This is a genomic window from Lichenicoccus sp., from assembly GCF_965276875.1.
GTDB lineage: Bacteria > Pseudomonadota > Alphaproteobacteria > Acetobacterales > Acetobacteraceae > Lichenicoccus.
This window is the reverse complement of sequence record NZ_OZ255701.1, coordinates 2,310,493-2,336,589: the sequence shown is the minus strand read 5'-3', so window position 1 is coordinate 2,336,589 and position 26,097 is coordinate 2,310,493. Positions and strand designations below refer to the sequence as shown.

At 63.1% G+C, this 26,097-nt stretch carries 25 protein-coding genes and 1 tRNA gene; 14 read left to right on the top strand and 12 right to left on the bottom strand.

The features are described from left to right. Positions 1–57: 57 nt before the first annotated feature. Positions 58–2,196, bottom strand: coding sequence for a 3-hydroxyacyl-CoA dehydrogenase NAD-binding domain-containing protein (locus ACQY4K_RS11325; protein ID WP_428390312.1), 2,139 nt, complete (start codon positions 2,194–2,196; stop codon positions 58–60). A 111-nt stretch (positions 2,197–2,307) separates the two neighbouring features. Between ACQY4K_RS11325 and ACQY4K_RS11320 the strand changes: the two genes are divergently transcribed. The 12 genes from ACQY4K_RS11320 to ACQY4K_RS11265 all read left to right on the top strand — a co-directional run bounded on the left by ACQY4K_RS11320 (position 2,308) and on the right by ACQY4K_RS11265 (position 12,341). Then, positions 2,308–3,558: a TetR/AcrR family transcriptional regulator gene (locus ACQY4K_RS11320; protein WP_428390311.1), complete on the top strand. Its 1,251-nt coding sequence runs from the start codon at positions 2,308–2,310 to the stop codon at positions 3,556–3,558. 157 nt (positions 3,559–3,715) lie between these two features. After that, positions 3,716–4,951, top strand: coding sequence for an acyl-CoA dehydrogenase family protein (locus ACQY4K_RS11315; RefSeq protein WP_428390310.1), 1,236 nt, complete (start codon positions 3,716–3,718; stop codon positions 4,949–4,951). Positions 4,952–4,964: 13 nt separating this feature from the next. After that, positions 4,965–6,005: a phosphotransferase family protein gene (locus ACQY4K_RS11310; RefSeq protein WP_428390309.1), complete on the top strand. Its 1,041-nt coding sequence runs from the start codon at positions 4,965–4,967 to the stop codon at positions 6,003–6,005. A gap of 1 nt (position 6,006) precedes the next feature. Beyond that, entirely contained in the window at positions 6,007–6,789 is a 783-nt protein-coding gene (locus ACQY4K_RS11305; protein ID WP_428396081.1) for an SDR family oxidoreductase, read from the top strand. A 9-nt stretch (positions 6,790–6,798) separates the two neighbouring features. After that, complete coding sequence (locus ACQY4K_RS11300) at positions 6,799–7,581, top strand: SDR family oxidoreductase (RefSeq protein WP_428390308.1); 783 nt, start codon at positions 6,799–6,801, stop codon at positions 7,579–7,581. Positions 7,582–7,700: 119 nt separating this feature from the next. Continuing rightward, positions 7,701–7,976, top strand: coding sequence for a zinc-binding dehydrogenase (locus tag ACQY4K_RS11295; protein ID WP_428390307.1), 276 nt, complete (start codon positions 7,701–7,703; stop codon positions 7,974–7,976). A 3-nt stretch (positions 7,977–7,979) separates the two neighbouring features. Next, positions 7,980–8,822: an SDR family NAD(P)-dependent oxidoreductase gene (locus ACQY4K_RS11290; RefSeq protein ID WP_428390306.1), complete on the top strand. Its 843-nt coding sequence runs from the start codon at positions 7,980–7,982 to the stop codon at positions 8,820–8,822. 80 nt (positions 8,823–8,902) lie between these two features. Beyond that, entirely contained in the window at positions 8,903–9,844 is a 942-nt protein-coding gene (locus tag ACQY4K_RS11285) for an acyl-CoA thioesterase (protein WP_428390305.1), read from the top strand. 57 nt (positions 9,845–9,901) lie between these two features. Next, positions 9,902–9,977, top strand: a tRNA-Lys gene (locus ACQY4K_RS11280). 90 nt (positions 9,978–10,067) lie between these two features. Beyond that, entirely contained in the window at positions 10,068–10,625 is a 558-nt protein-coding gene (rsmG, locus tag ACQY4K_RS11275) for a 16S rRNA (guanine(527)-N(7))-methyltransferase RsmG (protein ID WP_428390304.1), read from the top strand. A 13-nt stretch (positions 10,626–10,638) separates the two neighbouring features. Further along, the gene (locus ACQY4K_RS11270) at positions 10,639–11,433 is read left to right on the top strand and encodes a ParA family protein (RefSeq protein WP_428396079.1); all 795 of its coding nucleotides are present in this window, start codon (positions 10,639–10,641) and stop codon (positions 11,431–11,433) included. Positions 11,434–11,435: 2 nt separating this feature from the next. Continuing rightward, positions 11,436–12,341, top strand: coding sequence for a ParB/RepB/Spo0J family partition protein (locus ACQY4K_RS11265; protein ID WP_428390303.1), 906 nt, complete (start codon positions 11,436–11,438; stop codon positions 12,339–12,341). A 1-nt stretch (position 12,342) separates the two neighbouring features. On the opposite strand, the gene rbsK is transcribed toward ACQY4K_RS11265, so the two are convergent. The 9 genes from rbsK to ACQY4K_RS11220 form a co-directional block, all read right to left on the bottom strand. Continuing rightward, positions 12,343–13,293, bottom strand: a complete 951-nt coding sequence (gene rbsK / locus ACQY4K_RS11260) for a ribokinase (protein WP_428390302.1) — start codon at positions 13,291–13,293, stop codon at positions 12,343–12,345. 7 nt (positions 13,294–13,300) lie between these two features. Continuing rightward, positions 13,301–14,062: an SDR family NAD(P)-dependent oxidoreductase gene (locus ACQY4K_RS11255; protein ID WP_428390301.1), complete on the bottom strand. Its 762-nt coding sequence runs from the start codon at positions 14,060–14,062 to the stop codon at positions 13,301–13,303. A 16-nt stretch (positions 14,063–14,078) separates the two neighbouring features. Next, the gene (locus ACQY4K_RS11250; RefSeq protein ID WP_428390300.1) at positions 14,079–14,975 is read right to left on the bottom strand and encodes an ABC transporter permease; all 897 of its coding nucleotides are present in this window, start codon (positions 14,973–14,975) and stop codon (positions 14,079–14,081) included. A gap of 89 nt (positions 14,976–15,064) precedes the next feature. After that, a complete protein-coding gene (locus tag ACQY4K_RS11245) occupies positions 15,065–16,564 on the bottom strand; it encodes a sugar ABC transporter ATP-binding protein (protein WP_428390299.1) in 1,500 nt (499 codons plus the stop codon). A gap of 24 nt (positions 16,565–16,588) precedes the next feature. Continuing rightward, on the bottom strand, positions 16,589–17,641 hold the full coding sequence (locus ACQY4K_RS11240) for a sugar ABC transporter substrate-binding protein (protein WP_428390298.1): 1,053 nt from the start codon (positions 17,639–17,641) through the stop codon (positions 16,589–16,591). A 75-nt stretch (positions 17,642–17,716) separates the two neighbouring features. Then, entirely contained in the window at positions 17,717–18,853 is a 1,137-nt protein-coding gene (locus ACQY4K_RS11235) for an acetoin dehydrogenase dihydrolipoyllysine-residue acetyltransferase subunit (RefSeq protein ID WP_428390297.1), read from the bottom strand. Next, positions 18,850–19,833, bottom strand: coding sequence for an alpha-ketoacid dehydrogenase subunit beta (locus ACQY4K_RS11230; RefSeq protein WP_428390296.1), 984 nt, complete (start codon positions 19,831–19,833; stop codon positions 18,850–18,852). Before ACQY4K_RS11230 ends, ACQY4K_RS11235 begins: the two co-directional genes overlap by 4 nt. Positions 19,834–19,838: 5 nt before the next feature. Next, complete coding sequence (locus tag ACQY4K_RS11225; RefSeq protein WP_428390295.1) at positions 19,839–20,858, bottom strand: thiamine pyrophosphate-dependent dehydrogenase E1 component subunit alpha; 1,020 nt, start codon at positions 20,856–20,858, stop codon at positions 19,839–19,841. Next, entirely contained in the window at positions 20,855–22,369 is a 1,515-nt protein-coding gene (locus ACQY4K_RS11220) for an FGGY-family carbohydrate kinase (RefSeq protein ID WP_428390294.1), read from the bottom strand. Before ACQY4K_RS11220 ends, ACQY4K_RS11225 begins: the two co-directional genes overlap by 4 nt. 103 nt (positions 22,370–22,472) lie before the next feature. On the opposite strand from ACQY4K_RS11220, the gene ACQY4K_RS11215 reads away from it, so the two are divergent. After that, positions 22,473–23,468, top strand: a complete 996-nt coding sequence (locus tag ACQY4K_RS11215) for a sugar-binding transcriptional regulator (RefSeq protein WP_428390293.1) — start codon at positions 22,473–22,475, stop codon at positions 23,466–23,468. Positions 23,469–23,584: 116 nt separating this feature from the next. Continuing rightward, the gene (locus ACQY4K_RS11210) at positions 23,585–24,766 is read left to right on the top strand and encodes an IS1634 family transposase (RefSeq protein ID WP_428390292.1); all 1,182 of its coding nucleotides are present in this window, start codon (positions 23,585–23,587) and stop codon (positions 24,764–24,766) included. Positions 24,767–25,227: 461 nt separating this feature from the next. On the opposite strand, the gene ACQY4K_RS11205 is transcribed toward ACQY4K_RS11210, so the two are convergent. Next, positions 25,228–25,611 carry a hypothetical protein gene (locus ACQY4K_RS11205; RefSeq protein WP_428390291.1) on the bottom strand — a complete coding sequence of 128 codons (384 nt, stop codon included), beginning with the start codon at positions 25,609–25,611 and terminating at the stop codon, positions 25,228–25,230. Between the two features lie 23 nt (positions 25,612–25,634). Further along, complete coding sequence (locus ACQY4K_RS11200; RefSeq protein WP_428390290.1) at positions 25,635–26,003, bottom strand: hypothetical protein; 369 nt, start codon at positions 26,001–26,003, stop codon at positions 25,635–25,637. Positions 26,004–26,097 lie beyond the last annotated feature (94 nt).

Here is a 26,097-nt window from a genome sequence, read left to right as displayed (position 1 = left end):
GCCTCGGAAGAGACAGATGCTGCCTGGTTCATCGGTTTTTCCAAGAATTCTGCGGGTTCATTGGGCAGCCAGGAAGCGGCCGCCCTCCGCGGCTAGCCGCTCGAGGAGCGGGGCCGGCTTCAGATCGGCGTTGCCCGCGGCCTCGAACGCGCGCAGCCGCTCCAGGACGGTCTTGGCGCCGATGCTATCGGCATAGAACATCGGGCCGCCGCGATAGACCGGCCACCCATAGCCGTTGACCCAGACGACATCGATGTCCGAAGCGCGGGTGGCGATCCCTTCACTGAGGATTTTGGCACCCTCATTGATCATCGAATAGAGGCAACGTTCGAGGATCTCCTGATCGGATACGGTGCGACGTGTAATCCCGTGTTGGGCGGAGATCTCCAGCACCACGCGCTCGGCGACCGGCGATGGCGTGGGCCGGCGTTCGGCATCATAGTCGTAAAAGCCGCCGCCGCCCTTTTGTCCAAAGCGGCCGGCTTCGCAGAGCCGCTCGCGCACGGTCTGGCCGGTCGAGCGTTCAGCACTCCAGCCGATATCGAGGCCAGCCAGATCGCCCATCGCGAACGGCCCCATCGGCATGCCGAACTGCGTCAGCACACGATCGACGTCCCAGGGCATCGCCCCTTCGAGGATCAGCTTGCCGGCCTCGATCTGTCGCGCCTCAAGCATCCGATTGCCGACAAAGCCGTGGCAGACGCCCACCAGCACGGCAACCTTGCCAATCGTCTTGCCGAGCTGCATCGCGGTGGCCACGACCGCTTTTTCGGTAGCATCGCCTCGCACCACTTCGAGCAGCCGCATGACATTGGCCGGCGAGAAGAAATGCATGCCCAGCACATGCCCCGGCCGCGACGTCACCGAGGCGATCTCGTTGATGTTCAAATAGGACGTGTTGGAAGCCAGGATCGCGCCGGGCTTGGCAACCTTGTCGAGCCGGGCAAACACGTCCTTCTTGAGCGACATTTCCTCGAACACCGCCTCGATGACGAGATCGCACTCAGAAAGTGCGTCGAAATCGAGCCCTGGCGCCAACAGACGCATCCGGGTTTCAACGTCCGCCTGGGTCAGACGACCTTTCTTGGCGGTGTTGTCGTAGTTGCGCCGAATGGTGGCGCAACCGCGCTCCAGCGCCTCGGGGCGCGCCTCGACCATCACCACCTCAATGCCGGCATTGAGGAAGTTCATTGCAATACCGCCGCCCATGGTGCCGGCCCCGATGACGCCGACCTTGCGGATCGGGAGCAGTGCCGTGTCGGCGGGGATGTCGTCGACTTTGGCGGCTTGGCGCTCGGCGAAGAAGGCATGCCGCTGCGCCGCCGATTGCTCGCCTTGCAGCAAGGCAACGAACAACTCGCGCTCCTGCGCCAAGCCCTCGTCGAACGGCAAGGTGACCGCGCCCTGAACCGCCTTGAGGCATAGTTCCGGTGCCTCGAAGCCGCGGAAGCGGCGGGCATTGGCGGCCCGGAACCGGTCGAACAGCCCCGGATCCGCGCGCGCCTCTTCGATCCTGTCGGTCCGATCCCGGGTCTGGCGGATCGTACCACCGGCACCGGCGACCTTTTTCGCGAAGGCCACAGCCCCGACTTGCAGATCGCCTGACACCACCTCGTCGACCAGGCCGATCTCCAGCGCACGAGCAGACCCGACCGGATCGCCGGACACGATCATCTCCAGCGCCACGCCGGCTCGCACCACGCGGGGCAACCGCTGGGTTCCGCCTGCACCCGGCAGCAAGCCGAGCTTGACCTCCGGCAGGCCGAGCTTCGCGGACGATAGAGCCACGCGGTACGGGCAAGTGAGCGCCAACTCCAGGCCGCCGCCGAGCGCCATGCCGTGCACTGCGGCAACGACCGGCTTGGTCATGCTCTCTATGGCGATCAGGAGGTCGTGCAGGGTCGGCGACGCGGGTGGCTTGGTGAACTCGGTGATATCGGCGCCGCCGGAAAATCCACGCCCGGCGCCGATCAGCACGACCGCGGATACCGCCTGGTCGGCCTCTGCACGTTGCAAGGCCGCCACCAACTGGGTTCGCATCGCGGTGGACAACGCATTCACCGGTGGTGAATTCAGCGTCACCACGGCGATCCCGTCTTCCATATGAAGAACCGCTTTTCCGGCCTCTGCCGCCGCAACCCCAGACTGCATCCCTAATATCCAATTATCGCTGAGTTTCTGATACCGAAGCGGCACAGTGCATCATACTCGGCCTTCAAATCAAGCCTCCGCAAAGGAATTTTCAAGGCGCTGATACAGCGGCTCTCCTGGACCTTGGGCCGCCGCTTCATTACACCACACGCTGATATGGATGCACCTGCCCCGCCACAGACCGCACGTTTCGAGCGCAAGCGCGAGGCCATCCTGCAGGCCGCGGCAATCCTGTTCAACGCGCACGGCCTGGCCGGCACCACGTTGACCGACGTCGCCGCCAGCGTCGGCCTGACCATCACCAGCGTGACCTATTACTATCGCAAGAAGGAGGACCTTGCCGCTGCCTGTCTGTTGCGGGCGATGGCAACGATGGACGCGCTGCTTGACCGCGCCGAAGCGGAAGCGGCCACGCCAGCCGGAAGACTGGCCCGGTTCCTCGCGATCACCTTTGCCTGGCGCGCCGAGATCGCCGAGGGGCGGGCAGCAGTGGATGTGAACTTCTGGGACATGCGCGCACTCACCGGTCCCGCGGCGGAGACCACCCGCATCGCCTTTGTCGCCTTGTTCCGCCGTATCCGCGCCTGGTTCCAGGAGCCGCTCGGGCCGATATTCTCACGCGCCGAGCAGAACGCGCGGGCACATCTCGTTTTCAGCGCCGTCATCCATGCCAAGACCTGGATCAGCCGCTACGAGACGGCGGACTACCCGCGGGCCGCGGCACGAATGGCGGATATCCTCGATCATGGGCTTGCGGCGAACGGCCGGGTCTGGGCGCCGAGCGCGCTGGATCTTGGAGGATTGAGTCCCGACGCGGGGAGCGACAATGCGCGCGCGCGCTTCCTTCGCGCGGCCACGGAAATGGTCAATGAGTACGGCTATCATGGCGCGTCGGTGGACCGGATTTCCGCCAAACTGAACGTGACCAAGGGTTCCTTCTACCACCACAACGACACCAAGGGCGACCTGATCTCGGCCTGCTTCGGCCGCACCTTCGAGGTGATGCGGCGTGCGCATGTCGCCGGTTTCGCCGCGGGGGAGGATGGTTGGAGCCGATTGGGGGCGATTACGGCGGCCCTGCTTGCCCACCAGCTTTCGGACGATGGTCCGCTGCTCCGGCTGTCGGCGCTGTCGGCCACCGCCGACGATCTGCGGCCCGGCCTGCTCGCGACCTTTGCGCAGCTCACCGAGCGGACCGCGGGGCTGATTTCCGACGGCATTGCCGATGGCTCGATCCGGCCCGTCGATGCAACCATCGCGGCTGAGCTGGTAAGCGGGATGATGAATGCCGCGGTGGAGCTCACGCGCTGGTCGCCGGCCACCACAATGACGAACGCCGCCGAGAGGTTTGCCAAGCCCCTGCTCATCGGCGTGTTCTCGCCGAGCTCTCACACAAGCCCGTCTTAGAAAATATGGTATGGCTCCACCCCCGGGCCGCCTTGCCAAGGAACCCTTTGCTGCAAGGCAGGGCTGCAAGGCGGGGCGGGGACTTGCGTGGCGGGATGGGTTGGGTGGTATGGTCCTACTCGCCCCAACGCGGGCAGCGAGCAGGGAGCCAGCAAACGTGGATTTTACACCCTCGCCGACTCAGCGCCATTGGCTGGAGCGGGTACAAGGCTTCATCGACACCGAGATCGTACCATCGCTCGACATAATCAGAGCAGAGTCGGCCGAGCCGGGCGCCGATCGGTGGCGTCCTTCCAGGCACCTCGAGACCCTCAAGGCGAGAGCGCGGTCGAAAGGCCTGTGGAACCTCTTTCTGCCGCCTTCTTCGGAACACGATGAGGGCGAGTTCCACGGCGCCGGGCTCAGCAACCTCGACTATGCATCGTGCGCGGAGGCAATGGGCCGCGTGGCGATCGCGTCAGAGGTGTTCAATTGCTCGGCGCCCGACACCGGCAACATGGAAGTGCTGCACCGCTATGGCAGCCCAGCACAGAGGCGGCGATGGTTGACGCCGCTCATGCAGGGAGAAATTCGATCTGCCTTCCTGATGACCGAACCCGATGTCGCCTCGTCGGATGCCACAAATGTGGAGACGTTGATTCGGCGCGACGGCGATGACTACATCATCAACGGGCGTAAATGGTGGTCATCGGGCGCCGGCGATCCGCGATGCGCCGTGGCCATCGTCATGGGCAAGACGGACCCCTCGGCTCCGACGCACAGCCAGCAATCACAGATCCTGGTTCCGCTCGACAGCCCAGGTGTGGAGATCGTGCGCATGCTGCCGGTCTTCGGTTATGACGATGCGCCGCACGGCCATGCGGAAATCCTGTTGCGCGACGTCAGGGTGCCGGCGGAAAACCTGATTCTCGGCGAGGGACGCGGCTTTGAGATCGCGCAGGGTCGGCTCGGGCCCGGGCGTATTCATCACTGCATGCGCACAATAGGTGTTGCCGAGATGGCGCTGGAGAAGATGTCGCGCCGCCTCCTCTCGCGCACTGCGTTCGGCAAGCGCCTGTCGGAGCAATCCGTCTGGGAGCAGCGGATTGCCGAGGCGCGGATCGACATCGAAATGACCCGGCTGCTTTGCCTTAAGGCGGCCGACATGATGGACAAGGTCGGCAACAAGGGCGCGCGGTTGGAGATCGCGATGATCAAGGTAGCGGCCCCTCGAATGGCGCTCCGGGTTATCGACGACGCCATCCAGGCGCATGGCGGTGGCGGCGTTTCTGATGATTTCGGCCTTGCCAAGGCTTACTCGGGAATACGCACGCTCAGGCTCGCAGACGGTCCCGACGAGGTGCACAATCGCAGCATCGCGCGTCTCGAGTTACGCCGCTACAGCAATGGGTGAGGCGGCTTTCGATGTGAAGCCGATCGATGCGCGGCTTCGTATCGACGAAGCCGCGTTGGAAGCGTGGCTTTACGCGACAATCAAAGGATATGCAGGGCCGTTGCAGGTCATGCAGTTCAAGGGAGGCCAGTCCAACCCGACCTACCGGCTTGAAACGCCAGGCTGCAGCTACGTCTTGCGGCGCAAACCATCTGGCACCCTCCTGCCCTCTGCCCATGCGGTGGATCGCGAGTTCCGGCTGATCTCGGCATTGTACGGCGCAAGCTTCCCTGTCCCGCGGCCGTATGCCCTGTGCGAGGATCCCTCGGTGATCGGCGCAATGTTCTACGTGATGCAGGCGGTGGCTGGTCCGATCTACTGGGACGGCAGCTTGCCGGACCTCGCACCTGCGGCGCGGCGAGCGGCCTATATGTCGATGATCGAGACACTGGCGCGTCTGCACAAAGTCGATTACGCCGCCATCGGGCTTGCAGATTACGGCCGGCCAGGCAACTATTTTGCGCGCCAGGTCGAGCGTTGGACGCGGCAGTACCGAGCCTCGGAAACAGACCGGATTGAAGCCGCGGAACGGCTGATGGCGTGGCTGCCAGGATCCGTGCCGGAGCAGGCGCGCACCTCGATTGTCCATGGCGACTATCGCATTGACAACCTGATCTTCACACCGACATCGAGCACGCCTCGCGTAGCCGCCGTCCTCGACTGGGAACTGTCGACGCTCGGCGATCCGTTGGCGGATTTTACTTATCTGCTGATGGGATGGGTGCTGCCGGCGGATGGGCGGAGCGCGCTGGCCGGGCTCGACCTTGCCGTCCTCGACATTCCCGATCGGGCGGCCGCTGTCGCTCTATACTGCGAGCTGACAGGACGGGAGGGGCTGCCGGAACTCGACTGGTATTTCGCTTATAATTTGTTCCGACTGGTGGGGATCGTGCAAGGCATCGCCGGACGGGTACGTGACGGCACGGCATCGAGTGCGCGGGCAGCCGAGGCCGCGGCCCGTGCGCCGATGCTGGCCGAAGCGGCGTGGCAATTCGCGCTCAGAGCGGGTGCTTGAAATGAATGTCAAAGATAAGATTGTGCTTGTCACCGGAGCGGCGCAGGGCATCGGGCAGGCGCTCTGTGTGCGCTTTCAGGCAGAGGGCGCGCGGCGGGTGATCGTCTCCGATCGCAACGCGAGCGGTGCCGAGGCCGTCGCACGGCAAATCGGTGGCTTGGCCATTCCCTGTGACGTGACCCAGGCAGATGAGGTCGCGGCGATGGTTGCCAAGGTCCATGCGGAGATCGGCTCGATCGATCTCTATTGCTCCAACGCCGGAATCATTGAGCCCGACCCGGACTTCCACAATGCAGCCTCCGCTTCCGAAGCAAGCTGGGCACGTAGCTGGGCCGTCAACGTCATGGGTCACGTCTACGCCGCTCGTGCCGTTTTGCCGTCAATGATTGCGCGGCGTCAGGGCGGCATTCTCAATACCGTCTCCGCGGCGGGATTGCTCAGCCAGATCGGAAGCGCCACCTATTCGACGACCAAGCACGCAGCTCTCGGATTCACGGAGCACCTCGCGATCGCCCATCGCGACGACAACATCCATGTCGCAGCACTTTGCCCGCAGGGTGTTGATACAGCCATGACGCGCGGTGCCAGTGCCAAGGAACCGGCACTTCTGGATGGATTACTCAGCCCCGAGGCGGTAGCCGATTCGGTGATAACGGGTCTCGCCGAAAGGCACTTCCTGATCCTGCCGCATCCGCAAGTGCTCAGCTACGTGCGCCACAAGGCGGCCGATACCGACCGCTGGATCGGCGGCATGGCAAAGCTCCGCCGCAACAGCAAAGGCTGAACTCAGGCCATGTCGTTATTTGACTTGAATGGCAAGGTCGCGGTCGTCACCGGCTCCTCGCGCGGCATCGGCCGAGCCATTGCGCATCGCCTGGCGGAGCATGGTGCGCGGGTGGTGATTTCATCGCGTAAGCGCGAGGCTTGCGAAGAGGTCGTTCGGGAGATCGAGGTGGCCCACGGTCCTGGACGGGCAATCGCAATCGCCGCCAGCTTGTCCTCCAAGCCAGACCTGCAGGCTCTCTTGCAGCAGACCGACGAACGTTTCGGCCCAGTCGAAATCATGGTCTGCAACGCTGCGAGCAACCCGTACTATGGGCCAATGGCCGGTATTAGCGATGAGCAGTTCCGCAAGATCCTCGATAACAATGTTCTTGCAAACCATTGGCTGATCCAACTCGCAGCGCCCGGCATGATTGCGCGGCGGGATGGCGCGGTGATCATCGTCTCCTCCATTGGCGGGCTGCATGGATCGCCGGTGATCGGTGCCTACAACGTTTCCAAGGCCGCCGACATGCAGCTCGCGCGCAACTATGCGGTCGAATACGGCCGCTTCAATGTGAGGGTGAACTGCATTGCACCGGGATTGATCCGTACGGATTTTGCCCGCGCGCTTTGGGAGAATCCCAGAACGCTCGCGGCGTCCAACGCATCGACACCACTGGGTCGGATTGGCGAACCGGACGAGATTGCCGGTGCAGCTGTGTTTCTGGCGTCGGATGCCGGACGGTTTATCACGGGGCAGACCCTGGTGATCGACGGGGGCGTGACGATTTCCGGCGGTGCGACAGGATGACGACCTCGACGGCTTTGCTCGGTAGAACTCCAGGCAGTTCCAAGACCCTGACGCTGAAGGATGTGCCAACGCCCGAAGCAGGCCCAGGTCAAATGCGAGTCCAGGTGCGAGCCCGTGACGTGGATTTTTCCGATATGTTGATCATCGAAGACCGCTATCAGATGCACCCACCGCACCCTTCTTCGCCCAGAGCCGAGATTGTGGGGAATCGCGCTTTTGTTGCCCGTGAGCCGGCCAGAAGCCTGACCAGTATCGCGGACCTGCTTAGGCTCTACGCCGAAGGTAAGCTTAGTCTCAAAGTGTCCGAGACCCTTCCCTTAGCACGCGTCGGAAATGCGATCATGGCTTGGTTGCAAGGAACAGCCATCGGCAAGCGCGTAATTGCGATCGCCTAAATCATGGCGCTGCGCGATCTCAATGGACGATTGGTGCTTGTGACCGGTGCCGCCTCAGGCATTGGATTTGAGACGGCGCTCGCCTTTGCGCGCAAAGGTGCGGATATCGCGGCAGTGGATCTGGACGAGGCAAGGCTTGCGGACATATCGCAGCGGGTCATAGCAATGGGTCGACGCTGCGCGACGTTCGGCTGCGACGTTGGCGATAGTGAGGCAGTAGCTGCACTTGGCTCGAAGGTCACTGCTATCGCCACACCTGACGTCGTCGTCAACAATGCTGGGGTGGCCTTCCTCGGACCATTTCTCGAGACCCCGGCAAGCGCGTGGGAACAGGTGATCCGCGTGAACCTGCTCGGCGTGGTTAACGTCAGTCGAGCTTTCTTGCCTTCAATGCTGAAAGCGGGGGGTTCGCGGCATCTGGTCAACGTTGCTTCCGCGGCTGGTCTGCACGCGGTCGCCAATCTCAGTGCATATTCGGCTTCCAAGCACGCCGTAATCGGGTTTTCGGATTGCCTGGCGATGGAGCTTGCGCGCACGACAATCTGCGTAACGGTGGTTTGTCCTGGAATTATCAACACGCCGATTGTGCGCAATCGCAAGGCTGTAGCAGCAAGCGTTCCAGCTTCGGCACTTGATCGGCTAGACCGGCAGTATCAAGCCAAGGGCGTTCACCCTTCGATCGTCGGCAGGCGGATCGTACGCGCGGTGCGCCGAGATGAGGATATTGTGCTGGTCGGGCCGACAGCGGCGGCGGTGTTTCACATGCGGCGCCTGTCACGACCATTGTTGCGCAAGGCGGGCATCTCGGGAGCGCGACAACTCGGCTATATTTGGGCGGACCGATAAGTCGGCCAGCATTGCTCAGCCTTGCGCCGGCGTGGTACGTCAAGTGCGATTCACGCCCGCCGGTATGGACCTAACAGAACATGAGAACGCCAGACGATGCACCGGACGACCGTGCACCGCGCAGTCCGGAGGCGCTGGTTGCTCGGCTTTTGCAACTCTTGAACATCGAGGAAATTGACATCAACCTGTATCGAGGTGCCCGCAGGGCGCGCGGCCAGGGCAGAGTGTTCGGTGGCCAGGTGATCGCTCAAGGTCTGACTGCTGCCATGCGCTCCGTTGAGACCGAGGCTGCCGCTCACTCCTTGCATGCCTACTTCATGCGGGCCGGCGACGAGTCCCTCCCCATCATATACAGGGTTGAGCGTGACTTCGATGGCCGCAGCTTCGCTACTCGTCGCGTTATTGCGTTGCAGCGGGGCCAACCGATCTTGAACATGGCAGCCTCCTTTCATCGGACTGAGCCCGGCTTTGAGCATCAAGCCGAGATGCCAGCGGCGCCAGAGCCAGAAAGTCTGCTCAGTGAGGCTGAGCTGTCCCAGCGCGAGCGTGAGAAAGGTGACTTGTCTCCCCGGGCTGAGACAGTCTTAAGTCGTGTGCGGCCAATAGAGGTCAGACCCGTGGAGCCCCGTTCGCTCCTGCACCCGACACCGCACGAGCCGCGCAGCATGATCTGGTTTCGTGCCGCGGCGCCGATTGGTGACGACCCGGATGTCCACCGAGCTGTTCTGGCCTACGCGTCAGATATGGGACTTCTCGGCGCCAGCATGCTTCCGCATGGCGTGAGCTTTCTGACCCACGGCATGCAGGCTGCAAGCCTGGACCATGCGCTATGGCTTCATGCGGATTTTCGTGTCGATGATTGGCTACTTTATGTCATGGAAAGCCCCTGGGCGGCCCAAGCGCGTGGCTTTAATCGAGGCCAAATCTTTAACCGGAAGGGTAAGTTGGTGGCGAGTGTCGCGCAGGAGGGCCTGGTTCGAATGCGGAGGGCGGAGCGGCCAAGTTTGGCGGCGGATAATTAGGCGACGCCACTTCCGTCACTCACGAGGCGATGCTATATGCGCCGTCTTAGCACGGACGGGCGCATAGCTCAGTTGGTAGAGCAGCTGACTCTTAATCAGCGGGTCGTAGGTTCGAGCCCTACTGCGCCCACCAAGTTCGTCCGTGGAGCCTGCCTGTGGATAGTTTCACGTGAAACATGGAAGAAGGGCTGCGGTGCCCCAAGCTTCCGCCTCGGCTCAAGCCATGATCGAGAGCTTCGTCGACACCCTCCTCAAATGGAATCAGCGGATAAACCTGGTTGCAACGGGGGACGTTCCACATCTTTGGACGCGCCACGTTGCGGACAGCCTTCAGCTGGGGCCCCTTTTACCCCCTGGGCTGCCCTTCACCGACTTAGGATCGGGCGCAGGCTTCCCGGGACTTGTCCTCTCAATTGCCTTCGGCAACCCCGTCACGATGATCGAAAGCGACACCCGCAAGGCAAGCTTCCTTCGTGAAGCAGCACGAGTGAGCCAGGCAAACGCTCGCATTATCAACAGTCGCATAGAGGATGCTGACGTTGTACCCGCGCCAGTCATCACTGCTCGCGCGCTCGCAGCACTTCCTACCCTATTGTACTATGCCTTTCCGTTGCTGCAGCCCAGCGGATTTTGCCTGTTTCTAAAAGGCCGAAAGGTGGTCGATGAACTCGCCCAGGCCCGGTCGAATTGGCATTTTGTCGCCGAGTGTATACCAAGTCAGACCGATCCAGCGGGGACGGTCCTGAAGCTGAGCCAAATTCGCCGTCTTAACCAGTCCTGATTGTGAGGCTCAAATTCCGCACATTCTCGCAGTCGCAAACCAAAAGGGCGGTGTGGGCAAGACCACGACTGCCATCAACCTTGCCACATCGCTTGCAGCACTCGGACTGAAGGTTCTGCTCGCCGATCTTGACCCACAGGGAAATGCCTCAACCGGGTTGAGCGTCGATTACGCAGCGAGGAGTTTGGGGAGCTATGCGTTACTGGCGGAGGATCAACCATTGGCCGGCCTCGTTCAGGATACGATGGTAGCCAACCTTTCGCTGCTTGCAGCCGACAACGAGCTAGCCGGTGCGGAAATCGAGCTTGTGAGCTATAAGCGGCGCGAATTCCTGCTGCGACAGGCGCTTTCCGACGAGCGCACCGCATCTCTCGGGTATGATTTCGTCTTACTCGATTGTCCACCAAGCTTAGGATTGCTGACGCTCAATGCACTCGTCGCAGCCGATAGCGTTCTCGTGCCTCTGCAGTGCGAATTCTTTGCCTTGGAAGGTGTCAGCCACATCATGCGAACCATTGATCGTGTACAGAAGGCCTTTAATCCGGAATTGCGATTACAAGGGCTGGTACTTACAATGTTTGATAGACGCAATAACCTATCAGAGCTCGTGGCCGATGATGCGCGCGGTTTTTTTGGGGATCAGGTCTTCGACACGTTGATCCCGCGGAACATTCGGATCTCCGAGGCGCAGAGCCACGGCAAACCCGCGCTGCTCTATGATCCACGCTCCAGCGGCGCACTGGCATATACTCGGCTCGCTGAGGAACTCGTCAAGCGGGTTCGCCGCAGCCCCCGCAAACAATCCTAGCCATGACAAAGAAGCGTGAGCCCGCACCATCTCGCCTCGGCCGTGGCTTAGCCGCCCTTCTTGGAGAGGCCTCGCCATCCCTTGGTGGGCCCCCCAGTGATCAAGGGCCATCGAGCCAGGCACAGCCAATTGAAACGCTAGAGCCCGGGCCGTTTCAGCCACGGCAAGACATGGCGCCGGAGGCTCTGGAAGAACTCGCAGCGTCGATCCGCACACGCGGAATCCTGCAGCCTATTCTTGTGCGGCCACATCCGGAGCGTGACGGAAAATTCCAGATCATAGCCGGTGAACGTCGCTGGCGGGCGGCGCAGCGCGTAGGTCTACACCAGGTCCCAGTCCTTGTCCGTATGCTGGACGATGGAGAGGCGATGGCCGCAGCTCTCGTCGAGAATCTGCAACGTCAGGACTTGAACCCGATTGAAGAAGCCGCGGGATTACAGCGTCTTATTGGCGAATTCGGCCTGTCGCACGACGAACTCGCCGTTGCGATCGGCAAATCGCGTAGTCACCTAAGCAACACCGTGCGCCTGCTTCAACTGCCGCTCACTGTACGTAAAGAAGTGGAGTTGGGCACGTTGAGCGCTGGACATGCCCGGGCACTCCTAGGCCACCCCGATCCCGCGAAAGCGGCCCTTATGGTCATTGCGGAGCGCCTGACCGTACGTCAGACCGAAGCTTTGGCACAGCAACAATCGACCGCTTCACGGATCGCGCCGACCTCCTCGCGCATCAAGCTTGACGACAGCCCCAGAAAAGATCCCGAGATTGCAGCCCTGGAGCGCGATCTACGCGAAAAGTTGGGGCTACGGATCCAAATTCTGTTCGATGGCAAGGGCGGCAGTCTTCGCATCCACTACACGAACCTCGACCAGCTCGATGGCGTCCTGGCGCTGCTAAACACGTCGTGAGTCAGCTCACGGTTGCGCCACGCAGCAAAGTGTCAACTTCGGCGCGCTGTGGTACGGAGCGCGCGGCACCCGGCCGCGTCACCGAAATGCCCGCGACTGCGCAGCCGAAGCGTGCCGCCTCTCGCAATCCGCTGCCCCCCGCAAGTGCTGCAACGAAGCCACCATTAAATGCATCTCCCGCGCCGGTCGTATCGACCAACCTCCCGGTGTCGAACGCTGCGACCAGACCCTCATATGCCTCACCGCTGACAAAAACACCTTGGCCGCCGAGGGTGACGACGACGTTCAAGACGCCACGATCCCGCAATGTCCTGGCCGCGATCCGAGCCTCGCCAGTATCGCCGACACGGAGGCCGACCAGAGCGGCGGCCTCGGTTTCGTTGGGCGTTATGTAATCAAGCATCGGGAAGATCTCGGCAGGTAGTGCCACCGCCGGTGCAGGATTAAGAAGCACCGGCACCCCGCTTCGCTGGGCGAGCCTGATCCCATGCAGACAGGTGTCGAGCGGGAGTTCGAGTTGCGACACGAAGTAGGCGGACGAAGCAATTCCCGGTGCCGCCGCATCGACCTCCGCGATCCCGAGCCGGTCGCACGCACCAGGTACGATGACGATGGCATTTTCACCGAGTACGGAATCGATAAGGATGGTTGCGGTCCCTGTGGGAAGGTCCTCGTCGACGGAGACCCCATCCTGATTGATTGCTTCTTTGTCAAACATACGACGTGCCATATCGGCAAACGGGTCGCGACCAAGCCGCGTAATGAGCGATACCTCAGCGCCCTGTCGCGCCGCGGCGACCGCCTGGTTGGAGCCCTTGCCCCCTGGGCCGAGCGAGAAACCTTCACCATGGATCGTCTCGCCCCATGCTGGCATGCGGCGCGTACGGCACGCCAAATCGGCGAAGAACGCCCCCAGGATGGTCACCTTTCTCGTGTTTGTCTCGCCCGTCATCGCTGCTTCAGTTCAAGACGATGCCGCCGCACACATTCAGCGACTGCCCGGTCATGAAAGCAGACGCATCGGATGCCAGAAAGCAGGCGGGTCCCACCACGTCCTCGGGCTGGCCAAGCCGGCGTAGCGCAGTCGCGGCTACCCATTTGTCGACATTCGCCTGATCGGCCAGGTTGGTTCGACCCATTTCGGTGACAATGATCCCGGGGCAGACGCAATTGGCGGTAATGCCGAACTCCCCGACCTCCTGTGCCAGCACTCGGGTAAAGGCCAGCACGGCCGCCTTGCTGGCAGCATAATGCGCCTGCTCCGGTGAGCCGACCTTGCCCCCGATCGAGGCTATGTTGACCACGCGCCCGTAGCCGCGTGCGCGCATGTGCGGCAGTATTGCCTGCGTCACCAGGAAGGTCCCCTTCGCGTTGACATCCATGACCGCGTCCCACTGCTCGTCGGTCAGGTTTTCGACGGTGCTCGCAATCAGGATGCCGGCATTGTTGACGATCGCATCGATCTTGCCGGAACGCGCGATCACCGTATCCACCATCGCGTGCACCTGCGCGCGATCGCTGACATCGGCGATCAGAGCCTGACAGTCGCGGCCCATTGCACGGATCTCCTCGGCCAGCGCCTCGAGATCGGCGCGCTGGCGCTCGATGTCATTGACCACCATGTCGAAGCCGTCGCGGGCGAGCCCGAGTGCGATGGCACGGCCAATGCCACGGCTGCAACCGGTGACAAGTGCCGTACGACCGCCTTGCTGGTTTTCCATTTATTGATTTCCTCTCCTAGAAGAAACGGATTTCGCCGCGCAGCACGGCAAGGCTGACGGCCGCAATCATCACTACGCCGCGTACCTCGTTCTGTAAATAAAAGGGTGCGCCGAGCAGGTTGAGACCATTGTCGAGCATGCCTATGATGACCACCCCGACCAGCGTGCCCTGCACCGTGGCACGACCCGGTTTGAAGGCGGTCATACCAAGAAACACGGCGGTCAGGCTGTCCATCAAATAGGGCTCGCCGGCACCGGGTTGGCCAGTGCCCAGCCGCGCAGTCAGCATGATACCGCCCAGCGCTGCGCCAAACGCCGAAAGGATCAGCGCAATCATCCGACAGCGGTTGACGTTGATCCCGGATAGTCGCGCCGCCTGGAGATTCGATCCCGTCGCCACCACCGCACGGCCCAGCCGCGTACGGTTCACCAGCACATAGAAGGCCGCAACCACGACCAAGGCAATCAAGATCGGCACCGGCACCATACCCCCGATCCGCCCGGTCGCAATGACATAGAAGAATTGCGGGAAACTCGAATAAATTGAATCGCCGCCGTCATAGGCATAATTCAGGCCGAGCGCGATGGGTCCCATTGCAAGGGTGGCGATCAGCGAAGGGATCCGCAGGCGAGTGACCAGCAGCCCGCTCACGATCCCGATGACGGTCCCGGCTATCACGGCTAGAGCGATGGCGAGACCGACTGGCAGATGGCTCCATACCATCAAGCCGGCGACCAACACGCCGGACAGGCCGGCTACCTGGCCTACCGAAAGGTCGAACTCGCCGCTGGCAACCGCCACCGTCAGGCCGGAGGAGATCACCATCAATACGGAGATCTGCACCAGGATATTGCTGATGTTTTCCGCGGACACAAAGGCGCCGCTGGCAAGCGCGAACACCACGAAGATCACGATCGCAGCACCGACCGTGCCATAGCGTTCGGCAAACTGGCCGGCGTCGAACTGGCGCACGCGTGGCGAGCGGGTGACGACAGACATGCTTAGTTCACCTCCAGCAACAGCCGGTCCTCGGACAGCTCGTCGCGCGCGAGGCAGACGGCCAGCCGGCTGTCGCGGATGCAATAGACGCGATCGCACAGCGCAATCAGTTCGGAGAATTCGCTGCTGGCAATCAGCACCGCGGCACCCTGGCGCGCAAGGTCGCGGATCAACGTGTAAAGTTCGGCCTTGCTGCCCACATCGACGCCTTCGGTCGGGTTGTCCAGGAGCAGTACCGGCGCACCATCACCCTGACCGATCCGCGCCAGCCAACGGCCAAACACCAACTTCTGCTGGTTGCCCCCGGACAGTTGCAGCGCATCCTGCTGTACGCCGCTGCATTTCACCCGCAGCCGCGCGACGATCCCGCGCACCAGCGCCAGCGCCGCGGCAACACGAATGAAGCCATGCCGGCTCACCTGGCGGAGCGAACCCGCGAGCACATTCTCCTGCACCGACAGACCACGGAACATCGCCTTGCGAAGACGGTCATCGGCGACGAGATAGACGCCGTGATCCAGCGCCTCCGCGACGCTGCGCGGCAAACGCCGCAAGTCGGCGATTTGCACCCGATCTCCAGCCTTCCGCGCGGCGGCTCCCGCCAGGCATTCAAGGAGCCCCGTCTGCCCGGCTCCGAGCACCCCCGCGACACCCACGACCTCGCCACACCGCACCGTCAGAGCGGGCACCTCCAGGCGCCCGACGTGAAGGTCCCGTAGCGAAACCACTGCCTCCGTCCCATGCTGGGCGTGGCTGGACCAGTCGGTCTCCTGGATGGTTCGTCCAACCATCAACTGTAGCACCGTCGGCAAGGTGACGTCCGCGACAGCGCCTTCGTGCACGATACGGCCATCCTTGAGCACGACGATGCGGTCGCACTGCGCGAACACCTCGTTCATATGATGCGAAATGAACAAGATGCCCATGCCGCGCTGTTTCAGCTCGGCCAGAAAGGCGAAGAGCTGCTGCGTCTCGGTCAGGGTGAGCGAGGCTGTCGGCTCGTCGAGGATCAGGACACGTGGCCGCGTAGCCAATGCCTTGAGGATGTCGAGAATCTTCAGCTCACCGAGCGAGAGTGTATCGCAAGCGCGCGAGAGGTCGATCCGCACGCCAAAATGGTCGGCCAGTTCGCGCGCTTGCTCGCGCAGCGCGCGCTCGTCGATCAGCCCTCGCCGCACTGGTTCGCGCCCGAGCATGATGTTCTCGGCTCCGCTCAACGGCCGGATGATCGCCACCTGCTGGTGTGCTACGGCAATCCCGGCCGCCAGCGCATCGGCGACACCACGAAACTGCGCCACGCGGCCGCCGACACTGAAGGTGCCGGCGTCCGGCGGCAATGCGCCGCAGATGATCTTGACCAAGGTCGACTTGCCGGCGCCGTTTGCCCCTACCAGCGCCAGCATCTCACCCTCGCGCAGATCCAGATCCACGTCGGCCAGTGCCACCGTGGCGCCGAAGCTCTTGCCCATCGCGCGGGCCTGCAGGAGAGGGATCGCGACCATGCGGTATGTCTAACGAAGCGCCGCTCAGCTCTTCATGCCGGCCACTGCACGTTGCCGATAGACGTAATACAGATCGGTCGCATCGTAGGTCGGCATGCCAGGTGCCGGCAGATTGACCCCGCTCACCAGAAGTGGTGCCGGGAACTCCACGCTTGGTACCGGCACGACCTGCTTCGCCGGTCGGCCCTTGCCGACGATCTCGTTGATCAGCCAACCGGTATAGGCGCCCCAGAGCTCGAACGCTTGCGCGACGGTCGCCTTCAGCGGGTAGCTCGGATCGCGCATTCGCTCGACCGCGGTCGTGGCACCATCCGCTGCCACGACAAAGATCTTGTCGGCAAGGTTGCGCGACTTGATGACCTCGGCCGCCGCCATGCCGGGCTCATCCCAGGGACACCAGATCGCATCAAGGTCGCTTCCATAACGAGCCAGCCAGTCATTCACAACGTTCTGCGTCGTCTCATAGAAACCCGAATACTGGATCACGCGATCAGCCTTCAGAGAAATCCAATCGTTCTCGCTCAGCACCGTGCGCATGACTTTGCCGCGCTTGCGGGTGCCGTGATGGAAATTGGCAATGACGGCGCAGATGTTGGCCTTCTGCTTGCCCTCGGCAAGCAGCCGCTCCACCATGTATTGTGAGGTCTTGCCACCCATTACGTAGTTGTTGCTGGTGATGTCGGCAATCGACGGTGACTGCCAGCCACTATCCAGACTGAAGAAGGGAATTTTCGAGCGCGTGAGGTCGGCAAGGGCGCTGTGCGCCGCGGTCAAGGTTCCGTACATCACCAGGATCGCGTCGGATCTGGCCGTGATGGCGTTTTCCAGTTGGCTGACGAGCGCGCCAGGGTCACCCTTGGCGTCGGTCATGTTGACCTGCCAGGTTTTATCAAAGCCGGTCGTCTTCAGCCATTGCTGTAATCCTGCCCAGCTCCGTTGATCGGACTGTGCCGACATCTGCTGCGCCACCACCGCGAGCTTGATCGGCTTGGTCTTGTCCTGCGCCACGGCAAGCCGGTTGCCGAACGCGAAGTCCGCTAACTGCACGCCGCCAAGTGCGGCCGCCGCACCCAGCATCCGACGCCGGGTCGGCTGGACGATGGTCGAGGTCTCGTCACGCATTGCATCCTCCGATTCTCGTTGTTTGCAGGCTTAGTCGAACAGGGCGGCGACCTCCGCCGGCTGGTCCCAATGCGGCACGTGCCCCGCATCCTGGATCAGATGGATGGCGCTGCGGCTGGGCGCCTGACTGACCTGAGTCCAAGGGATGATGCGGTCCTGCAGTCCCCACACCAGCCGCACCGGCATCGCGCACGCTCTGAGGTCGGTGGTGATGTCGACCTGCTGACCATGCGTGTCGACGATCAGCTCCGACAGGCCGACCAGCCGCCCGCGCGACAGCTCTGCCACCAGTGCTTCCTGCTGTGCCGTCGTCAGCGTCGCCGGCCGCACCGAAAGCCGCCGCAGCAGATGCTGCAGAGCGCCCACCGCGCGCACCCGGACAATGTCGCGGACGAACTCGACGTCGATGGCGCGGTCGAGCCCAACCGGCGCGAGCAGGGTCAGCCGGGCGATCCTTGCGCGACGCGCCACGCGTGCGGCAAGGGCGCCGCCCAGCGAGTGGCCCACGAGCTCGACCGGAGCCCCGCCGAGCCGCTCCAGGAACAGTGCCACCGCATCTGCCATCTCGTTGAAACCCGAGGCGTTAAGGCTGGTGTCGCCATGTCCGGGCAAGTCGATCGCGGTCACGTGGCACCCCGCCCGCGCCAGTGCCGCCGCCAGCGTCGCCCAGCTCTGCAGATCAGCGGCAAGACCGTGCAACAGCACCACGTGTGGCTGCTGCCGATCACCACCGGTCCAGTCGCGATAGGCGATGCGACCGCCAGGCACCTCGACGAACCGGACGCCCGACTCAGGTGTCGGCGGATGAATGTCGCTGACCTCGATCCGGCCGCGTCGTCCGGTCCCGGTCAGGTCGGCAAGATCGACACGTTCCTGTCGCGCCAGCGCCCGGGCGCGCGGCGTCGCACGCGGGGTCGCCGCCGGCCCGGCTCCGTCCTCGTAACGGCATAGAACGGCTCCGACCTTGGCGTCCTGGCCGGTCGCAATCAGGATCTCGGTCAGAACGCCATCCCCCAGCGCAGGCATCTCGACGACGGTCTTGTCGCTCTCGATCTCGACCAACGTCTCGCCGCGCCGAAACCTATCCCCGGGCTGCTTCAGCCAAGCCGCCACCCGGCCGGTCTCCATCGTCTCGCCGAGACGCGGCAAAGTGAGTTCGGCGATCATCGGCGCAGCATCCGAAGAACGGTCGTCGCGATCAGTTCGGCGGTCGGGATGCTGGCACTCTCCAGGTCCGGCGCCACCGGCACGGGGATATCCTCGCCGGCGATGCGGATCACCGGATCTTCGAGATAATCGAAGCATTCTTCGGAAATCCGCGCGGCGAGTTCGGCGGCGACGCCTCCGGTCAGCGGCCCTTCGCTGACCACCAGCGCGCGCGACGTGCGCTCCACCGAGGCGATCACGGTGGCCATGTCCAGCGGGTTGAGCGTGCGCAAGTCGATCACTTCGAGCGCCACATCGCGCGCAGCCAGGCGCTCGGCAGCTTCGAGTGCGACATGCACCATGCGCGAGTAGGTCACCAATGTCGCGTGGCGCCCCTCGCGGCGTACGATGGCTTTGCCCCAGAGTGCATCAGGGCTCTGCAGATCGGCCGTCTCGCGCCGCGTATAAAGTGACTTGTGCTCGATGAACACAACAGGATCGGGAAGCGTCAGGCTGTGGCGAAGCAGATGGTAGGCATCCTGCGCGGTCGCCGGCATCGCCAGCCGCAGACCTGGTGTATGCAGAATCCACCCCTCCAGGCTCTGCGAATGCTGCGCGCCGGCGGAGCGGCCGGTGCCACCCTGGGTGCGCAACACCATCGGCACCCCGATCTGGCCGCCGAACATGTAGCGTATCTTGGCGGCCTGGTTGGCGAGCTGGTCCATCACCAGACCCAGGAAATCGACATACATCAGCTCCGCGACCGGTCGCAGTCCGGTCATTGCGGCCCCGATCGCGACGCCCACGATCGCCGCTTCGCTGATCGGCGTGTCGATCAGCCGATCGGGCCCGAACTCGCCGATCAGATCCTTCGTCACCCCGTAGGCGCCGCCATAGGCGCCAACCTCCTCGCCGATGACGATGACGCTCTCATCGGCGCGCATCGCATCCTGCAAGGCACGGCGGAGCGCGTCGCGGTAGGTGATCTCGATGGTGGCCATGGCGTTCACACGGACGCCAGGATGCGGTCGAGCCGGACGCGCAATGGTTCCGGCTCCGGCTCGCCGGGGCCATAGACATCGCGGAACATGCTCGCCGCATGCGGCGGCTCGGCGGCGGCGGTGAGATCGATGGTGGCGTCCATCTCACGCGCCACCTTGGCATCGAGCTTCTCAAGTGCGGCTTCATCGCTGAGGCCGCGCGCGATGAGGGCCGCGCGGGCATGCGCCAGCGGATCGCGTTTGCGGCCGATCTGCTCCTCCTCGGCGGTCCGGTAAGGGCTCTTATCCATGCGGCCGTGACCGAAGAAGCGAAAGCAGGAGATCGCCATGAACCCTGGCTTGCCGGCGCGGGCACCATCGGCGAGCCCCTGCGCGGTCTGGAACACCGCCTCGACGTCCTCGCCGTCGACCATTGCCGCCGCGAGCCCGAACGCCTCCGCACGACGATCGAAATCCATCGAGCGGGTGGCGCGATCGATCCGGGTGCCCATGCCGTATTGATTGTTGATGCACACGAACAGAACCGGCAGGTCCCATAACGCCGCCATGTTCATGCTCTCGTAGAGCACGCCCTGCTGCATCGCGCCGTCGCCGAAGAACGCCACCGAAATGGCGCCATTCTTACGGCGCTTGTGGCTCAGTCCGGCACCGACGACGTGCGGGATGCCGCCGCCGACGATGGCATTGGCGCCCAGATGACCGAGCGCCATGTCGGCGATATGCATCGAGCCACCTTTGCCGCGGCAATAGCCCGCATCCTTGCCGCCAATCTCGGCCATCATCCGGCCGGGATCGGCGCCGCGCGCGAGGAAGATACCGTGGCCGCGATGATGGGTGGTGAAGCTGTCCCGCTCGCCCATCGCCGCCGCGACACCGGCGGCGGCGCCCTCCTCGCCGATCGACAGATGCAACATCGAACCCGCCGACAAGCCGCGCGCATAGAGTTCCGCGACGCGCTCCTCGAAGGTGCGTATCCGCCGCATCGTGCGATACAGCGACTCCAGCGGCATGTTCGGGAGGGTCATAGCGTGGGCACTTCGCGAAGCGGCTTCAGGGCGGGATAGAGTTCGGCGTAGCGGCGGTAGATTTCGTCGTAGCGCGCAACACGGGCCGGATCGGGTTCGATCCGTCGCCCCGGACGGACCATCGCCGCGATCCCGGCATCGATGCTGTCGAAATGACCTGCCCCATGCGCCGCAAGCACCGCCGCCCCCAGCGACGGCGCCTCCGCGACCTCCGGCACGATCACCGGCAGGCCTGCCGTATCGGCATGGATTTGCAGCCAGAGCGGCGAGCGCGTGGCACCGCCGCCGGCGGTGATCTCGGCGGCGCCGCAGCCGGCTTCGGCCATGCGGTCGATGATCGCGCGGGTGCCGAAGCCGATCCCCTCCAGCATGGCACGGAACAGATGCGCGGCACTGTGGTGCAGCGACAGGCCAAGGATCGCGCCGCGCGACAGCGGGTCGGTATAGGGCGTGCGGTTGCCCTGGAAATGGTCGAGCACGAGCAGCCCGTCGGCGCCCGGCTCGAGTGAGGTGGCGGCGTGGTTGAGTGCGGCGAGATCGATGGCGTCTCCGGTCAACCGCCGCAGCCAGGCGATGATCGAGCCGGTCGAGGTCTGCCCACCTTCGAGGATATTGCGGCCCGGATAGACCGCATCCTGGTAGCTGCCCCAGAGCCCAGGCACGTGCGAGGCATGATCTCCCACCGCGAATTGCAGGTGCGACGAGCCGGTGATCAGTGCGAGCTGCCCCGGTCGCGACACCGCAAGCCCGATCATGCCGATCAGCGCGTCGGCACCGCCTTGCACCACCACTACCTTCTCGGTCAGCCCCAGATGCTCTGCCGCCGCCCGCGTCAGCGGCCCCACGACCGCGCCGGGTGCCAAAATCTCGCCGGGCCATTTCGTACGCAGTTCCGATAGATCCAGCGCATCAAGCAGGCTATCCGCCCAGCCGCCGGCGTCGCTGCGATAGTGCCAGCGGATGGAGGCGTTGTTCAGGCTCGCGGCGCGAATGCCGGTGAGCCGCCAGGTGAGATAATCCTGGTATTCGCAGATGGTATGCGCCCGACGAAACATCTCCGGCTCGTGCCGTGACAGCCAGAGCGCCTTCGGGATCATCCATTCCGCCGAGACCGGACCCAACCCGGCGCCGTTGATCGCCAGGGCTTCATCCCCAGTGGCCAGGACCGCGTCGGCCTCGGCGCCGGCACGCACATCCATCCACAGCAGCGCCGGACGCAGCGGCGTCGCCGCCGTATCCAAGGCGACGACGGTGCAGCAGGTGGTGGCCGCGCACAGCGCGTCGACGTCACCAGGTTTGATCGCGCCCTCGGCGAGCACCTGCCGCGCCGCGATGCCGAGTGCGCGCCACCAATCCAGAGGATCCTGTTCGGCGCGCGCGCCGGCGGCAAACCGGGTCGGATAGGCCGATTCCGCGGACGCAATCCTGCGCCCGGACAGATCGAAGACTGTCGCCCGCAGGCTTTCGGTGCCGCCATCGATGCCGATCACGAAGCCCATGAGGCGGAACATCTCCCCTGCGCCCAAATGAACATATGACATTTAGGACGACATTTGCTCCTGATCGAACATTCCTCGTTTGGCCCGACGCATGTCAAGGGGGTATTCTTGACCCATGCTGACACTGAACCTGGCGCACGAACCCGACGCCGCCATCATGGTGCGCGCGGCGTGGCTCTATCACATCGGCGGCCTGACCCAGGAGGAGGTGGCGCGGCGGCTCGGCGTGCATCGCACCCGTATTGTCCGCCTGCTCTCCGAGGCCCGCGAGCGCGGACTGGTGAGTGTCACCATCAACCACGAGACGATCCGCGACCTCGACCTCGAGCACGCCATCGCCCGTCGCTACGGGCTGGATTTCTGTCTTGCCACGCCGTCGATGGGGTTCGACGCAACCGATGGCGAACCCAGGCTGGCCGCCGCCCAGGGCATGATCGCCCGACGCGCCGTCGGCGGCGCGGGTGCGAACTTCCTCAAAGGCAAGCTCGCCTCCGGCAAACCGATCACCGTCGGCGTCAGTTGGGGCCGCACGCTCGAACAGATGACGCAGCACCTCTCCGGCGTGCAGAACAGCCGCGCCTGCTTCGTCTCGCTGATGGGCTCGCTGACCCGCAACTCCGCCTCCAACCCGTTCGAAGTCGTCCAGGCGCTGGCCGCGCGGACCGGCGGCGAAGGCCATTTCCTACCGGTCCCGTTCATCGCCGACACCGTAGCCGATCGCGCCGTGCTGATGTCGCAACGCACCGTCGCCGAGGCGCTGGCCCTCGCGGCATCGGCCGAGCTCTATCTGATCAGCGTCGGCGAACTGCGCGAAACCTCGTTCCTGCGCACCCAGTCCATGCTCAGCGCCGAAGAATTGCGCAGCATACAAGCCGAAGGCGCGGTGGCGGACTCGCTGGGACGGCTGTTCGACCGCAACGGTGCCGTCGTCGACCATGAACTCGCCCGTCGCACCCTGGCGATGGAGTTTGAGCATTTGCGCAACCGCGACGTCGTGCTGCTCGCCGGCGGCACCCACAAGGTAGTGTCGGTCCACGCCCTCCTGCAAACCGGCTTCGTGCGCGGCCTCATCATCGATGGCGACGCCGCACGGCTCCTACAGAACGTTTAGTCCGAGCTTCCCTCTTGCCTTGCGGCCAAGTGTCTGAAATGGCTGCAAGAATGAAGAACTCTGGTTAAAAACTTAGCCATGTGTTTTGCTCTATGGGCCTGTACTCCGGTCGGATCGTGCATATCCTTCGTCATGTATATCGAAGCGGTGCCCAACCGGAACTCGCCCCCCCCGCCATTCTCCTGCGGGAGAGCTATCGCGAGCACGGCCGCGTCCGGAAGCGGACCCTATGCAATCTTTCCGACTGGCCGGCTGCCCATATCGAAGGGCTGCATGGCGTGCTCAAGGGGGGCACTGTAATCCCAGTTGAGCATGAGGCTTTTACCGTCATTCGCAGTCTGCCGCACGGCCATGTCGCAGCAGTCCTCGGGACCGCCCGCAAGATCGGCCTTCATCGCATCCTCGGACCCGAGGGGAACCGCTGTCACGACCTGGTGCTCGCGCTCATCGTCAGCCGCATCCTTGATCCGACCTCCAAGCTCGCCGCCGCGCGTGCGCTCTCGCCCGCCACTGCCGCATCAAGCCTTGGCAACTTGCTTGGTCTCGGCGAGATCGATGAGGATGAACTCTACACCGCGCTCGACTGGCTGCTGGAACGTCAGCCCGCCATCGAGACTGCGCTCGCCAAGCGCCATCTGGCCAATGGCACGCTCGTGCTCTACGACGTTTCGTCGAGCTATATGGAAGGTCGCTGTTGCCCGCTGGCCAAGCGCGGCTATAGCCGTGACGGGCGACGCGGCATATTGCAGATCGTGTATGGCTTGCTCTGTGCTCCGGATGGCTGCCCCGTTGCCATTGAAGTCTTCGACGGCAACACCGCCGATCCGAAAACCCTGTCTGCACAGATCGGCAAGCTCAAGCCGCGTTTCCATCTCGACCATGTGGTTCTGGTCGGCGACCGCGGCATGATTACGCAGGCGCGCAGCACCGAGGATATCCGCACCGCCGGTCTGGACTGGATCACCGCGCTGCGCGGCCCGGCAATCAAGGCGCTGCTGCAATCGAGCGCCTTGCAGCTCTCGCTGTTCGACGACACCGACAAGGACGCAGCCGAAGCCTTGCGGACCAGCGTCGTCGCCAAGGCACAGCGATCACCGGCCGCTTTCACCAAGCAGACCACGGGTCTCACCAAGGAAGGACTGCCGGTTCACAGCTTCCGTTCGTTGCTGGCCGACCTGGCAACGATGGCACGCAATACCATCGTCACCGCGATCACCCCGAACTATTCAATCACCGTGCTGACCCGACCGACCCCGATCCAAAACAAGGCTCTCGAACTCCTTGGCGTCTCGATGTAGCCAGTAGCGCACTGCCGCACTGCCAGATTCACGTCCTTGATCAGGCACTTGCACGTCAGCGTAATAGGAAACTCGGGCTAAGCCCGGCTGACGCCGCCGGCTTCGCCAGTGGCCTGCGGCCAAGCTTGACCCAGGCTTCGCGCGGGTGCGTGGTGGAAAAGGGCCGGAACGAAGAAACGGCGCTCGACCAAACCAAGAAACACCGTCACGATGAGCGTGCCGGCAACCGCGGACTCTACTTTTGAGTGGAAGGAAGTTGGGGCTCAGGTCACAAAGAAGTCTCTAAACGGGGCTCCCCGGTCGTCTGCCTCAACAGCAACCCGGATATGGTCAAGGTAGTTGTTCGCGAGCACCTTGAGGCGGTCGGTCATCTATTCAGTCTAACGTAGCTGTTATTGCAAAACGAACCGCCTATCAAACAGCCCCAACCAGAGCGCGGACTTTCTCGCGCGTGAACAAGATCACTGCGGCAAGTTTAAGTTTGTGACATATATATTCCACTTGTCTGTCACCGCGTTGCCGTTCTCGGTGATGCAGACACCCTCCATCGAATAGACATCGCCTATTACCGCGTATGGCTTGTTCCCAAAACCGGCTGGACCTCCGGGCCGGTTCTGCCAAACCTGCGTCGGCGAACTTCCACCGCCGCCACTCTCCGTAATCGTCATCTGCTTATTCGTCGGATCCAACTCGATCAGCAGATTTCGGTCCTGCTTATCCCGGTTATCATACCAATTCGCCTCCCAGCTGAGACCATTGCGCCTGACCTGCGTCACTGGACCTGCATAGGGATTGATATCCGGGCCGCCACCGTGCGGCCTCTCCTCGATCCAATTGTAGAGCATGGGGCCACCTTTCTGAGAATTATTTATTTGTGCCAGTCATTATTGGATTTCTGTTGAGTAGACAGGGCAATTTGTACTTCTTGCGCTCTTCCTTTCAGCTTCGCCCCTAGGCACGGCATGAAGGAGGCATTGACCGCTGGAGTCGCCGCTTCCGGACCGGCTATGATGAGCGCAACGCCGGCCGCTGCAGCTGCAGCTATCGAGCACGTGATGATGTCATGCCAACTCTCGTTAAGAAGGTCTGCGGGCGCGCAGATCTCGGCGAACGCAACCATCGACGATGATCGTTGATAGGTAACTGCATGCGGTATGGGAGAACCCTCCCATTTCACCATGTATTCGGGGATCGAATCACTTCGACCGAGTTCAATTTGGCGACATTCCTGTCCCATCGTGCATCCTAGTTTTCCGCGCAGATTCGTAGTCAGGCAAGGCAAGCTAATATAAGCATAAGCATTGTTCGGAAATGAGGCGCAGTCGAACGTA